The sequence below is a fragment of the Romboutsia faecis genome (assembly GCF_014323405.1).
Classification (GTDB): Bacteria; Bacillota; Clostridia; order Peptostreptococcales; family Peptostreptococcaceae; genus Romboutsia_E; species Romboutsia_E faecis.
Map to the genome: position 1 here is coordinate 589,026 of NZ_JACRWE010000001.1, position 14,209 is coordinate 603,234.

The window sequence follows — 14,209 nt, forward strand, 5'->3', positions numbered from 1 at the left end:
ACTTTATTATCTTCTATTGTTCATCATTAATACTTTTTCGAATATCTCTTGATCTTCTACTGATTTACCAGTTCCTAGTGCAACACAATCAAGAGGACCTTCAGCTATTGTTACTGGCATTCCAGTTTCTTGTTTTATTAACTTATCTAATCCTCTAAGTAATGCTCCCCCTCCAGTTAACATTATTCCATTTTCCATTATATCTGATGCTAATTCTGGTGGAGTTTTTTCTAAAGTTGATTTTATCGCATCTACTATTGAACTTATTGGTTCTTTTAATGCTTCTCTAACTTCTGTTGAAGATATTTCTACAGTTTTTGGTAAGCCTGATATTAAATCTCTACCTCTTATTTGCATATTACTTTCTTGATCTTCTTTAAAAGTCGACCCTATACTTATTTTTATGTCTTCAGCAGTTCTTTCACCTATCATTAAGTTGTATTCTTTTTTAACGTATCCAACTATAGCTTCATCAAACTTATTACCACCGATTCTTACTGATTCAGCCGATACTATACCACCTAAAGATATTACTGCTATTTCTGAAGTACCACCACCGATATCAACTACCATATTTCCTTCTGGTTCTTCTACTTTAAGCCCTGCTCCTATTGCAGCAGCCATTGGTTCTTCTATAAGATAAGCATCCTTCGCTCCTGCTTGTCTTGCAGCCTCTTCTATTGCTCTTTTTTCAACATCTGTAACACCAAATGGTACACATATTGCTATTCTTGGACTTACAACACCTTTTTTAGCTGCAGCTTTTTGTATAAAGTAACTTAACATTGATTGAGTAACATCAAAATCAGCTATAACTCCATCTTTCATAGGTCTTATAGCTACTATATTTCCTGGTGTTCTACCTATCATTCTTTTAGCTTCTTCACCAACTGCTAAAACTTCCTTACTATCATCTCTTATAGCAACAACTGAAGGCTCTCTTACTACTATCCCTTGTCCTTTTATATAAACTAAAGTATTCGCTGTACCTAAATCGATACCCATATCTTTAGTCATTTTACCAAATCCAAATAAAGATCCAAATCCTTTTTTCTCTCTTTTTTCTTTTTTCTCTTTAGCCATATTAATGCTCCTTCCACTATCTCAAATCAAATTATCATATTTTCCTTAAAGCTAAAATACAAACCATCTCCTATTATAATATGGTCGATTACTTCAATTCCTATCAACTCACCACATTGTATTAACCTAGATGTAATATTCTTATCTTCATTAGAAGGCTCTATACTTCCAGATGGATGGTTATGTATTAAAATTATTTTATTGCTACTTCGTCTTATAGCTTCTTTAAAAACTTCTCTTGGATGAACCAGTGATGAATTTAAAGTTCCAACAGATACATCTATATCTGTAATAATTTCATTTTTTGTATTTAAAAGAACTACCTTAAAAACCTCTTTTTGTTTGTACCTTAAGCTTTCCATATAATACTTATAGATATCCCATGGATTTTTAACTTTGTATTTATTAGGTCTAGAACTTGAAATTCTAAGTCCAAGCTCTAGTGCAGCCTTTATCTGTGTAGCCTTAGATAGTCCTATTCCTTCTATTTTGCACAATTCTTCTATACTTATATCTTGTAAGTATCTTATACCTTGTGAATCTTTATTAATTATATCATCTGCTAATTCAATTGCATTTCTCTTTTTTGTGCCTGTTCTTAATAGGATAGCTAATAACTCTGCATTAGATAAATATTTCACTCCATGTAGAAGCATTTTCTCTCTAGGTCTCTCCTCTAATGCCATGTCTTTTACTTTTCTAGAAAAATCAAAAGACTTATTCAGATAAATCACCCTCCATAAAAAAGATTTACATTAAAATGTTCTTTTAGTAGGTCACTTATTTTCGATATTGGCAATCCAACTATATTGAAATAGTCTCCAGATATACTTTCAACTAATAGTCCTCCATATCCTTGAATTCCATAAGCCCCTGCTTTGTCTAAGGATTCCTTAGTGTTTATGTAATCTCTTATAGTCTCCTCTGATAAATCCTTAAAAGTTACCTCACTAACCACATAGTCTATCACTTTTTTATCTAAACTTAAATTTATCAAGCTAATACCCGTAATAACTTGATGCTTTTTATTAGACAACAACTTTATCATTCTGTATGCATCATCTTCGTCCTTTGGCTTACCTAGTATAGTATCATCTAAAACTACAATAGTGTCTGCACCAATAACTAAATCATTTTTATTTTTACTTGCTACATCCATACATTTTTCAAAAGCTAGTCTCATTGCTACTTTTTTCGGAGGCTCATTTTCTAATATAACCTCATCTATATTACTCTTTACTATTGTAAAATCCACCTTTACATTCTCCAAAATTTCTCTTCTTCTTGGAGATGCTGATGCTAAGATTATATTCATTCATCCACCTCTTCTTGTACTTAGAAATTGTACTTATCTAGTTTATCATTATATTGTAAAAAATTCAACGTTATTGTCGAACCTTTTAGTTACATAATTGTTATATTTACATGTTTTGGGGTATAAAAACACAACTTAGATAAAATAATATTTTACACTTGTGTAAACCTTATAGATTATATAATATTACTTACTTCCCACCAACCTTATAATTTATATTTATGTAAAAAATTTTTAATAAATTTTATTCTTTAATTTGTTAAAAATTACTATAAAAAAATAAAGGTATGAAAGCTTCACACCTTTATTCTATCCATATTATATAGTTTTAATAGCTTCTTTAGGACATTTTTGCATACATAAGTGACAACCAACACATTTTTTCTCATCAACCTTATGAACCGCTTTTCTTTCGCCTGATATAGCATCAAATTTACATTGTTTTTTACAAAGTGTACATCCAATACATTTTTCTTCATCTATTTTTACTTTGCTTCTATCACTTATATCACCGGCTATAACTTTAGTTGGACATTTCTGCACACATACTTTACATTGAATGCATTTGTCAAAATCAATTTTAGCTATTTTATTTTCGAATACAATAGCATCTACTGGACATACCTTTGCACACATTCCACATCCCATACACCCATTACTACATTTTTCTTTTACTGCCTTACCAAACTCTGTGCTATTACATTCAACGACAACTTCTTGTTTTTTAGGCTTTTTTATTATTATAGATTTTGGACAAATTTCTATACATTTACCACACATTACACATTTATCTTCATCTATTACAGCAATTCCATTTTGTATTGATATAGCTCCAAACTTACATGCATCTTTACATGTTCCTAAACCTAAACATCCAAACTTACACGCTTTTGCCCCTGAATTTAAGGCTGATGCTGCCCTACAGTCAGACATACCTTCATATTCATATTTATTTTTAGCACTTTCACAAGTTCCTTTACAGATAACTTTTGCTACTATTTTTTCACCTTCCAAAGCACTTATTCCCATGATTTCTCCAACTTTAGACGCTACAGTTGCTCCACCTACAGGACAACCATTTACAGGAGATTTCCCTTCAACTATTGCATTTGCAAGTCCTCCACAACCTGGGAATCCACAACCACCACAATTAGCTCCTGGAAGAACCTCAAGTATTTTCTCTACTCTTTCATCTATCTCAACTGCAAACTTCTTAGAAGCATAAGCAAGAACTGCTCCAAAGATTAATCCCATAGCTCCTAAAAGAATTATCGATTTCACTATTTCCACGTAATCTCACCCCCTAAATTATAGCTTTATAAGTCCTGTGAATCCTAAGAAAGCTATTGACATAAGTCCTGCTGCTATTAGAGTTATTGGAAATCCTCTAAATGACTCTGGTATATCAGCAAGTTCTAATCTTTCTCTTATTCCTGCAAATAAAACTATAGCTAATGTAAATCCTACTCCTGCTCCAAATCCGTTTACTATCGTTTCTATTAAATTATATCCCTTATCAACATTAACTATTGCTATACCAAGTACTGCACAGTTTGTAGTTATAAGAGGTAAGAAAACTCCCAATGCTTGATATAAAGATGGACTCATCTTTTGTATTACCATCTCAACAAACTGAACAATAGATGCAATTACTAGTATAAAAGCTATAGTTTGTAAAAATTCAAGTCCTGTTCTTTCTAATAGCATTTGAATAAAATATGTAATTATCGATGCTAAAGTTAAAACAAAAGTAACCGCAGCACCCATACCTACTGCCGTATCAACCTTTTTAGAAACACCTAAGAATGGACATATTCCTAGGAACTGTGATGTTATAACATTATTAACAAGTACTATGCTTAAAAATAAAAGAATTAAATTCATACTATTTCACCCCCACACTATGCCTTTTTATTTCTTATTTTATTGAATCCAGCCATTAAAAATCCTAATGTTAAAAACGCTCCTGGAGGTAATATGAATAGTAATGCTGGTTGATATGATGCTCCTAATAAACTTATTCCAAATAAACTTCCTGCTCCAAATAACTCCCTAACTGCACCTAAAATTGTAAGTGCTAAAGTAAATCCAAGACCCATTGCTACACCATCTATTGCTGATGTAAATGCTCCGTTTTTCGATGCGAAACTTTCTGCACGAGCTAGTATTAAGCAGTTAACAACTATTAACGGAATGTATAGTCCAAGAGCCTGATCAAGCGCTGGAACATATGCTTTTAATAATAATCCTACTATTGTAACAAATGTAGCTATTACTACTATAAATGATGGTATTCTTATTTTATCTGGTATAATTTTTCTCATTAAAGAAATAACAATATTTGAACATATTAAAACTACTGCCGTTGAAAGTCCCATACCCAGTCCATTTATAGCCGAACTCGTAACAGCAAGTGTTGGGCACATACCTATAACTTGCACGAAGGTTGGGTTTTCATCTATGATACCATTTTTAAATATCTTAGCTGAGTTCATATTTTATATTCTCCCCCCTACTTATTTAAAGAACTATTAAATAACTCTATTGCAACATTTACTCCATCTGTAACTGCTGTAGATGTAATAGTTGCACCTGATATTGCAGATATTTCATTTTCTCCAGATGAACTTCCTTTTATTAAAGCAAGCTCTGATGCTGATTTACCTGAAAATTGATCCTTGAAACTAGAATCTGAAGCCTTTGCACCAAGACCTGGTGTTTCAGACATGTTACCTATATTAATACCACTAACAGTTCCATCCTTTGATATACCAACTATTAGTTCGATATCTCCACCATAACCTTTCGGAAGAACCTTTACTGTATATCCAACAGTTTCAGAACCACTTTTACCTTCATAAACCTCTGAAACAATTCCATCAATATTTTCATATTTACTATCTGAAACTTGAATAAATTCACTTGCATCTGGAAGTACAATTTGTCTAGATTCATTATTAGCTTGAATATTTCTCTGTTCTATAACTGGTGCTGTAACTTGATTAGTTAATCCTAATAATAAGGCTGCAACAGCACATATAGCAAATAAATTAAGACCTAACTTTACTATATTATTCACTACTTAGACACCTCCCCAAATACCCTATTTGACACATATTTGTCTATAAGAGGTGTAGCTACATTAGCTAGTAAAATTGAATATGATACACCTTCTGGATATCCTCCGTACAATCTTATAACTGATGTTATAACACCTGCTAATAATGCATAAATAATTTGACCTTTTTTAGTCATAGGTGAAGTAGTATAATCAGTTAACATAAAGAATCCGCCTAACATAAGACCTCCTGCAAATAGTTCGTATAGTGCAAAGTTAAAGCTAAAACCACCTAATATAAAAGTCAATATAAAAACTGTACCTATGTAGAATGCAGGTATTGTGTAATCTATTATTCCTTTATAAATTAAATAAACGCCCCCTAGTACAATTAAAATAGCACTAGTTTCACCTATACATCCACCTATATTACCTACAACCATATCAGTCATACTTATACCATTGGCTGTTAAATCTGCTACTCCTGTAGCTCCAACTTTTAGAAAGCTTAGTGGTGTTGCTGTAGTAACAGCATCTAGATTTGAGCCAATCCAATTTACTCCTGGGTTAGTCCATGCTGTCATTGCAACAGGGAAAGATGCAAGTAAAAATGCTCTAGCTCCAAGTGCTGGATTTATAAAATTATTTCCTATCCCACCGAATACCATCTTTATTACTATTATTGCAAAAGCTCCACCTGCTAAACACATCCACCATGGCAGAGATGCTGGTACATTAAATGCCAATAATAGACCTGTTACTACTGCAGAAAAATCTCCTATTGTACTTTCTTCTTTAGTAATTTTTTGGTATAAAAATTCAGAACCTACTGTACCTAATATACAGAAAAACATAACACTTAAAGCATTTAATCTAAAGAAGTATACCCCTGCTAATGCTGCCGGTATAAGCGCAATTACAACTTGTTTCATTATATAAGAAGTATCCTCATTACTTCTCACATGAGGAGAAGATGATACTATCAATTTCTTTTCCACAATATTTCCCCCTATCTATTTGTTTACAGCCTGCTTTTTCTTCATAGCTATAATCTCTTTTTTAGCATTTCTTATAGACTGAAGTAATGGTCTTCTTGCAGGACATATAAATGAACAAGAACCACATTCTATACAATCTAGTGCTCTATGTTCTTGAGCCATTTCAAAATCATTTTTTAGTGAGTATGCACTAATGTATAAAGGTTGTAAAAATGCAGGACAAACATTTGTGCATTTCCCACATCTCAAACAATTTTGAGGTTTAGGTAATCGAGATTCTTCTTCACTTAAACAAAGTATTCCAGAGGAACCTTTATTAATTACAATCTCATCAGTATATTGAGCTATTCCCATCATAGGACCACCCATTATAAGTTTACCTAGTTTTTTGTCTTCCCTATATCCTCCACATTGTTCTATTATTTCAGATACTAGGGTGCCTACTTTAATAACTAAGTTTTTAGGTTCTTTTATGCAACTACCTGTTACTGTTGTTATCCTTTCTACTAAAGGCATACCCGTTTTTATAGTTTTTGCAATTTGAGCTGCAGTACCTACATTATCTACAACTGCTCCTGCTGCAGCTGGTAATCCACCAGAAGGAACTTCTCTTTTTGTACATGCATATATAAGTTGTTTTTCTGCACCCTGTGGATATTTAACTTGTAGTCCAACTACTTCGATTTGACTATAATCTTTCGCTGCATTAGTAACTGCTTCTATTGCATCCGGTTTATTTACTTCTATTCCTATAAATCCCTTTTTTACATTTAATACTTTCATTAATACTCTTAGTCCAAAAACTACATCGTCTGGATTTTCCACCATTAATCTGTGATCTGCTGTAAGATATGGTTCACATTCAGCTCCATTTAAAATAACTGAATCAATTTTAGCATCTGGTGGTGGTGATATTTTGACATGATTTGGGAATGTTGCTCCTCCCATACCAACTATCCCTGCTTCTTTAATAATTTCTACTATTTCTTCTTTCGTTAAATCGTCTAGATTCCCTTTTGGTCTTACACTTTCATGTAACTCTTCTTTAAAATCGTTTTCTACAACGACGCATAATGATGTCCCACCTGGAACTTCGTGTGGCTTTATAGCCTTAACAGTTCCTGAAATAGATGAGTGAACATTACAAGACACATACCCTTGTTGCTCCCCTATTTTTTGACCAAGTTTTACTCGATCTCCAACTTCAACAATAGCTTTTGCTGGTGCTCCAATGTGTTGTTGAAGAGGTATGTATACAACTTTAGGTTTTTCTGCATTTTGAAGAGCCTTTGATTTAGTATACTCTTTATTATATGGAGGATGTATTCCTCCCTTAAAAGTTAAGAGTTTCATTAGTATTACCCCCTCATTGAAAATAAGTATTTCCTATACTATAAGTATACTATAGGTATTGTAAAATCTTAACAATTGTTATTATTTTATCTGACTTTTAAATTTCAAATTCAGACAAAATAATAAGGTTGTAATTTACAACCTTTAACTTGTTTTTATGGAATTTATAAATGTATAGTATTCTTGAATTGAAGATAAAAGTAGACTTTTACTTAAATATGAGTTATCTTCATTCGCGTTTTTTGAAGATTGATTAATATTATTTTTTACATCTTTAGCATATTTGATAAGATTTTCTTTAAATATATTCATCTCTGTATAATCTATTTTATCTGCATTTTCTTGTATTTTTTCAACAATGTCCAATCTCTTCGTTAAAATATTATTATACTCTTTTAAGTCAACATCACCTTTTAAACCTTCCCAAAACTCTGCCTCTTCTTTATAACTTGCCATTAGGCTATTTAGACTAGAAGATATACCTTCTATGTATGAATATTTGCTTGTATATTCTAAAGATAAAACTGGAATCGCTAGCTCTGATATAAATGCATCATTAAATATCTCTCTAACATCATCTAAATTTTCTCTAGTTACCTTTTCATTAAAGGAAGAATAAGTTTGTACTTTTTTTACACCATTAACTTCTACTACAGAATATGGAATTTTACTAGATGTTAACTTCTCCTCTACACTTTTCAAATCTTGTCCCTCTCCTATAGAGGCTACCTGAATTGTATATAAAGTTACACCATCTATTGTTGCAACCTGCACATTTGAATTTTCCTCTGTAGAACTTGTCTCCTTATCATTTTTAATTTTATCTATTTCATCAGATACATCAATGTATTCGTACTCTTCTTTTCCTTTATTTTCTGCTGATTTAAATATATTTTGAAAGGATATAGCCTTGAACTTATTACTAATAGTTTCTGCAACATTAGATTTATTAAATATTTTCCCACTTAGGATTTCACTATCTTTTAATTTTGTATATCCATATCCCCCTATTAAAGACAAACAGAAAATTAAAGTTATTACTCTTATATGGTTAGTCTTGCGTCTTTTATTAAAACCTTTGTATCTTCTTTTATTATTCATTAGTTTCCCTCCTAATAATATTATTAATAATATATATTTAAGGATGTCCTCATTTATAACCATATAAAAAATTTTAATTACTATAAAATAAAAGAGCGTATATCATATAAACTTTACGATATACGCTCTTTTATTTATAACTTCATCTGTATTTTCCAAATTAATGTTGTGATGGTAGTATTTCTATCCAATAGTTATCTGGATCTGCTATGAAATATATACCCATTTCCTTGTTTTCGTAGCATATACATCCTAATTCTTTATGTAAGTTATATGCAGCATCAAAGTCATCTACTCTTAATGCTAAATGGAATTCGTTGTCTCCTAAATTGTATGGTCTATCCCAGTCTCTTAACCATGTCAACTCTAACGTGTGGTTACTAGATCCATCTCCTAAGTATACCAATATAAAACTTCCATCTTCAGCAACTTTACGTCTAACTTCTTTTAATCCTAGTGATTTTTCATAGAATTCTAAACTTTTTTCTAAATTAACTACATTAAAATTATTGTGACAAAAAGTAAATTTCATGTTTAGCCCTCCCAAGTTATAATAATATCATTTCTCTTAATTTTATATGTATTATCTTTATTTTGCAACTTATTTTATATCTTTAATCTAGCTATTATAGGATAGTGATCAGACATATTTTTAAATAGTACATTATAGTCTATTACCTCTATATTTGAAGAAACTAATATATAATCTATTCTATACAAACCTGATGCAAAGGTTAGTATATTTGATTTATCAGTTTCCTCTGCTACATCTTTTAGTCCTGTTCCTTCTAAAGATATTTCACCTTCATTAAAGTCACCTACTACTATGTATGGTTCTGGTTCTAAGGATTTTGCAAACTCTAAAACTTCTTTTATTTGAATTTCCCTCTCTTCTTTTTTTACTCCTAAATGAACATTTATGATATTTAATTTTTTCCCATCTACATTAACTACCGTATGTAATAATCCTCTTTGTTCTGCATCGCTACTTAAGTATATATGCTTTTCTGATTTTATAGGGTATTTTGAGTATGTTACTAAACCATAATTCGTTCCCATGTTTACTACATTAGCTCCAAAATGAGAGTACATTTTAAGTTCTTCCTTCAAACTACTCACTTGAAAACCTACCTTTGCAGATTCATTAACTTCTTGCAAACATATTATATCCGCATCAGACATTCTAAGAAAATCTATTATATCAAATAGAGTCGGAAACATATCTTTATTTAGCCCACTATGTATATTGTAGCTAATTATCTTAATTTCTTTTGACTTAGGAAAAAACTTCATTTCTGAAATAGATGATACAATTATAAAGCAAAGTATAATAAATGTTATGACTAGCTTTTTTAAATTCATGTTAACCATCCCCTCATTTATTATCTTTTATAGTATATGCAAATATAAAAATTAAAGACGCACACTTTGCGCCTTTAATTTCTTGTTATTTACCTTTTTTACCTAACCTATCCTTTATAATATAATTTATAACCTTTTTCCTTATATCTTCTGCACCTTCTTCTTCTTTAACATCTAAGTCTAAAAGTCTTGCTATAGATTTCATATCTTCTCTAGTTTTTGATCTATAACTTTCTACTAGCTCCGTTTTTATTTTTTCAGGCTCTATAATATACTCATCTTCTCCTCTTTTATATAATACATACTTTCTTGCGTATGTATTTCTATTCGAATATATATGCTTAGATACTTTTTTTATTATTTGCTTATACGAGCTTTTTAAATTAATATCTATACCTAGATATTTCGCAAATCTTACCAACTCATTTTTAGACTTAAACAAAGCTTCCTTTTTAATGACTTTTGCAACACCTGACATGTTCTCTTGATAAGTAGCCTGCTTTATTATTTTCAAATATGTTGAACTTAAACTTCTTTCTTTACTTATTTTTTTTATATTATTATCAATAACTTTATCAACATTTCCCTCAAAGTATTTTTGTGCTCCTTTTTTAGACACATGATTTTCAAGTTCTTTGTGGGCCATATCAAGTATCAAATCTCTTAAATCTTCTTTGTAATCTCTAGATTCCATGATACCCCCCCTTAATTACTTTTATTATATTCATTTTTTTTTCAAAATGTGAGTTCCTTTAATATGTAATTTTCATAATATATTTATATATATTAAAATCATGTTTTAATGATTTTTATGTATATAAATGTTGGGTATGGATATACTATTAATGTAAAATCAAACATACTCAATCTCCCCCATTTTAGACTTCTATTATTTTCCCCCAATAGAAGTCTTTTTTATTGCTTTTAACTCTTTTTTAATATAATATATAAGCTATCTTATTTATTATGGAGGAATTTTTATGGAAGATATAACTATATCAATGGAAGAAATGATTGATTTTATTCATAAAAAATGTGGATGCTCTATATCTAAAGATACTATAGAACTAATCCTTGAATTACAAGAAGAATTCTTAGATTCTAAGGGATTAATAGAAATAGAAGAAGATGAGATTTATTAGACCTCATCTTTTATTCATTCTATCTTCCTGGATTTTTTTTATATACTCTAAATCTTTGATAAAGCTCTTTGATTGAGCATTATTTACATAAAGCAAACAAGATATGTCATCTGTTTTTTCACTTATTCTAGTAGCAATTCTCATGTGATCTTCTAACTCTTTTGTTTCAAATTTGTAAATCAAATCTAAGTGAGCATTCTCACCATTTATAGTTATCTTATTTTGCTCTAAGTCTATAACTACATCCACATCTCTTTTAGTATCACCCATTGATATATTTCCAAATTTAGTATATTTAAATGAATGTCCTTTGTAATCAAATCTATTACTTTCTTTTATTTGATTTAATATATAATTTCCATCTTCTATCTTTTCTAAAAAATCTTCCTCTTCATAAAAATAGTACTTAGAAAAATAATCTACTTTATATTCACTCAATTTATCCACCTACTTTAACCTTAGACTTTATAATTATTCTTTCATTGGAATTATTGTTTTATTCAAGAAAAGTCACTGGAAATTCCAGTGACTTTATCAAGCTAATTTATTTTTTCTATTATGCTCTAAAGCTAAATATAACATAATTAATACCAAAGATATTGAGGTAGCACCGATTAAATCTAAACCTATACTAATATAACTACCTTCCATTAATATCTTTTTATAAGCAGCGTTTATCCAAGTAAGTGGAAAAATTAATGAGAAATTCTGAACCATTTCGGGCATAAATTCTGTTGGCACAAATCCTCCACTTAGTAAACACATTGGTGTTACTATAAGAGTAAGCAGAGTATAGTACATTGTTGAATTACTAGAAATAGTTAATACAACAAGAGCAATTGCAATACCTACAAATGATAATACAAATGATAATGGTATCATCCATCCTAAACTTATATCAAAGTTTTGATTAAATAAATAAAAGCTACCTAGTAAAGTTATACTTTGAAATACAAGTAATATAAAGCATCCTAATATATGTCCTAGTGAGTATTCTACTCTACTAATCTTAGACGCTAGTATCCTTTTATCAATTTTAAGTTCTCTTTCTTTTAGTAACGGTGCTATTCCTCTTCCAGCAATAAATAAAAACGCCATTGTAAATAATCCAAATGAAGATATATATACTAAAATATCTTTTAATTTGCTACTTTCATAATTAAACTGATACTTATCTTTTTCGTACTGTTCATATAAATTTAAGTACTCAGTTTTATCTTCTCCAAAAGAATTTATCTGCATGATTCCTGTATTTATGATACTAAGTACATAATCTTTATTTCCATAATTACTTTGATAAATAACTTCTATTACATCTTCTTTATTTGATTTTATATCTTCATATATATCTTTACTATTGAATATAACACCAACAGATATATTTCTATTATCTAAATTTTCTTTAAGTTCTTCTTTATCACTTACTATAAATATACTTCTAAACTTATCTTTAGGTAAGATGTTATCGACTACTTCACTATTATCTTCAGTATATATACCTACATGAAAGGTATTTCCAGAATCCTCTAAATTGCTGTTTAATTTATTATTTATTATACTTACAATTAAACTTACTACCATTGGCATTATTAGAATCAGACTAAACCAACCTTTCATTGTACTTTTTAAATTATGTTTTAATATAATCATAGTATTTTTCATAATTATTTCACCGCTTTTCTATTTAAGATTAATGTAGATATAATGATAAGTAAAGCAGATGCTATAATCCCTATTCCCAAAGATGAAAATAACATTTCACTTACATTAAAAGTTAATAAAGAACTCAATTCATTACTAATCCATATAAATGGATTTAGATATAAAAAAGAAATATCTTTAAAACTATCTACCATATTGGGCATAAGTTCTCCTGATGCCAAAGTCATAATAACAACTATTATTGAACAAACATTCTCACCGCTAGTTTTTTTCTTCGATATAGCTGTTGCAAATACTCCTATACTAACTGCTAAAATAGTAAGTGTTGCAATTAAGCTTAATACTGGCACTAAATTACTAAGTGTAACTTTTACACCATAGATTAACGATAATAGAGATAACATTATTATCCCTTCAACAAAGATTAATATAAAAGAACCTATTAGCTCTAAAGTTATTAATTTTATCATTTTTATAGGTGATATTTTTACCCTACTACCTATTTTTTCTTTTATATAGAAGGTACTTTTAAAGGAATGGATCCCACCAACCAGTATCGCCATTTGTAGCATTACTATAGCAAAATATGATTCATAATCTATGTCCTGCATATTCATATTGGTATTGTTAGAATCATTTTTATACTCCGATACTTTTACTACATTGCTGTTAATCTGAGGAATTTCACTTTCTTTAGAAATTGATTCATAAACAGATACTGAATTAAAAAACTCCTCAGTAATTCCTTCTACTGCTCTTTCTCCAACGTTTAATGTATTGCTTCCTTCAAAATTAATCTTCTTATTTTCTTCATCTATACTTATAACTAAATCACTCTTTTTGTTATTTCCATCTTCCTTAATTCTATTAGCTTCCTCTTGACTATAAATTTTATATTTTAAATTTATCTTTTCATTTCCTTTATCAAAATCTTCTAAGACATTTACATAAGATTTTATTGTTTCACTATTTTCATTTCCAATAATGCATAAGTTTATATTTTCTGTATTGCCTTCAAAAGAAAATATTATAGAAAATAAATATGGAAGTACTAAAGCTAAAAATATATTTGAAATAAGTGTATTCTTATCTCTTAAACCTCTTTTAATAGAAGATAATATTATACTCATATTGA

17 protein-coding genes are annotated in these 14,209 nt (G+C 29.7%); 1 reads left to right on the forward strand and 16 read right to left on the reverse strand.

All coding sequences use genetic code 11. The annotated features are described in order from the left end of the window. Window positions 1-6: 6 nt before the first annotated feature. The 13 genes from H8923_RS02830 to H8923_RS02890 form a co-directional block, all read right to left on the reverse strand. Window positions 7-1,083: a rod shape-determining protein gene (locus tag H8923_RS02830; RefSeq protein WP_147539793.1), complete on the reverse strand. Its 1,077-nt coding sequence runs from the start codon at window positions 1,081-1,083 to the stop codon at window positions 7-9. Between the two features lie 26 nt (window positions 1,084-1,109). Further along, a complete protein-coding gene (radC, locus tag H8923_RS02835) occupies window positions 1,110-1,769 on the reverse strand; it encodes a RadC family protein (RefSeq protein ID WP_153925896.1) in 660 nt (219 codons plus the stop codon). Between the two features lie 44 nt (window positions 1,770-1,813). After that, window positions 1,814-2,398 carry a Maf family protein gene (locus H8923_RS02840; protein ID WP_153925723.1) on the reverse strand — a complete coding sequence of 195 codons (585 nt, stop codon included), beginning with the start codon at window positions 2,396-2,398 and terminating at the stop codon, window positions 1,814-1,816. Between the two features lie 318 nt (window positions 2,399-2,716). Beyond that, window positions 2,717-3,688, reverse strand: a complete 972-nt coding sequence (locus H8923_RS02845) for an RnfABCDGE type electron transport complex subunit B (RefSeq protein WP_187127814.1) — start codon at window positions 3,686-3,688, stop codon at window positions 2,717-2,719. 18 nt (window positions 3,689-3,706) lie between these two features. After that, window positions 3,707-4,282 (reverse strand): electron transport complex subunit RsxA, encoded by a 576-nt coding sequence (rsxA, locus tag H8923_RS02850; RefSeq protein ID WP_153925725.1) that lies wholly within the window; start codon window positions 4,280-4,282, stop codon window positions 3,707-3,709. A 17-nt stretch (window positions 4,283-4,299) separates the two neighbouring features. Then, complete coding sequence (gene rsxE, locus H8923_RS02855) at window positions 4,300-4,893, reverse strand: electron transport complex subunit RsxE (RefSeq protein WP_153925727.1); 594 nt, start codon at window positions 4,891-4,893, stop codon at window positions 4,300-4,302. Between the two features lie 17 nt (window positions 4,894-4,910). Next, a complete protein-coding gene (locus H8923_RS02860) occupies window positions 4,911-5,477 on the reverse strand; it encodes an RnfABCDGE type electron transport complex subunit G (RefSeq protein WP_187127815.1) in 567 nt (188 codons plus the stop codon). After that, window positions 5,477-6,454 carry an RnfABCDGE type electron transport complex subunit D gene (locus H8923_RS02865; RefSeq protein WP_187127816.1) on the reverse strand — a complete coding sequence of 326 codons (978 nt, stop codon included), beginning with the start codon at window positions 6,452-6,454 and terminating at the stop codon, window positions 5,477-5,479. The genes H8923_RS02860 and H8923_RS02865 overlap by 1 nt, the downstream gene beginning before the upstream one ends. A gap of 15 nt (window positions 6,455-6,469) precedes the next feature. Further along, on the reverse strand, window positions 6,470-7,807 hold the full coding sequence (rsxC, locus tag H8923_RS02870) for an electron transport complex subunit RsxC (protein ID WP_153925729.1): 1,338 nt from the start codon (window positions 7,805-7,807) through the stop codon (window positions 6,470-6,472). Window positions 7,808-7,951: 144 nt separating this feature from the next. After that, complete coding sequence (locus tag H8923_RS02875; protein WP_153925731.1) at window positions 7,952-8,908, reverse strand: hypothetical protein; 957 nt, start codon at window positions 8,906-8,908, stop codon at window positions 7,952-7,954. A gap of 160 nt (window positions 8,909-9,068) precedes the next feature. Continuing rightward, the gene (locus H8923_RS02880) at window positions 9,069-9,440 is read right to left on the reverse strand and encodes a VOC family protein (protein WP_153925733.1); all 372 of its coding nucleotides are present in this window, start codon (window positions 9,438-9,440) and stop codon (window positions 9,069-9,071) included. Between the two features lie 74 nt (window positions 9,441-9,514). Beyond that, window positions 9,515-10,270, reverse strand: coding sequence for an endonuclease/exonuclease/phosphatase family protein (locus tag H8923_RS02885; protein ID WP_243139904.1), 756 nt, complete (start codon window positions 10,268-10,270; stop codon window positions 9,515-9,517). Window positions 10,271-10,355: 85 nt separating this feature from the next. After that, window positions 10,356-10,964: a hypothetical protein gene (locus tag H8923_RS02890; RefSeq protein ID WP_153925735.1), complete on the reverse strand. Its 609-nt coding sequence runs from the start codon at window positions 10,962-10,964 to the stop codon at window positions 10,356-10,358. A 286-nt stretch (window positions 10,965-11,250) separates the two neighbouring features. Here H8923_RS02890 and H8923_RS02895 point away from each other — a divergent pair, with 286 nt between their 5' ends. Continuing rightward, window positions 11,251-11,412, forward strand: a complete 162-nt coding sequence (locus H8923_RS02895; protein WP_172976697.1) for a hypothetical protein — start codon at window positions 11,251-11,253, stop codon at window positions 11,410-11,412. 3 nt (window positions 11,413-11,415) lie between these two features. On the opposite strand, the gene H8923_RS02900 is transcribed toward H8923_RS02895, so the two are convergent. From H8923_RS02900 to H8923_RS02910, 3 genes are all read right to left on the reverse strand, one after another. Continuing rightward, complete coding sequence (locus tag H8923_RS02900; RefSeq protein WP_153925737.1) at window positions 11,416-11,850, reverse strand: hypothetical protein; 435 nt, start codon at window positions 11,848-11,850, stop codon at window positions 11,416-11,418. Between the two features lie 96 nt (window positions 11,851-11,946). Continuing rightward, window positions 11,947-13,074 (reverse strand): ABC transporter permease, encoded by a 1,128-nt coding sequence (locus H8923_RS02905; RefSeq protein ID WP_153925738.1) that lies wholly within the window; start codon window positions 13,072-13,074, stop codon window positions 11,947-11,949. A 2-nt stretch (window positions 13,075-13,076) separates the two neighbouring features. Continuing rightward, window positions 13,077-14,204 carry an ABC transporter permease gene (locus H8923_RS02910; protein ID WP_153925740.1) on the reverse strand — a complete coding sequence of 376 codons (1,128 nt, stop codon included), beginning with the start codon at window positions 14,202-14,204 and terminating at the stop codon, window positions 13,077-13,079. Window positions 14,205-14,209: the final 5 nt, after the last annotated feature.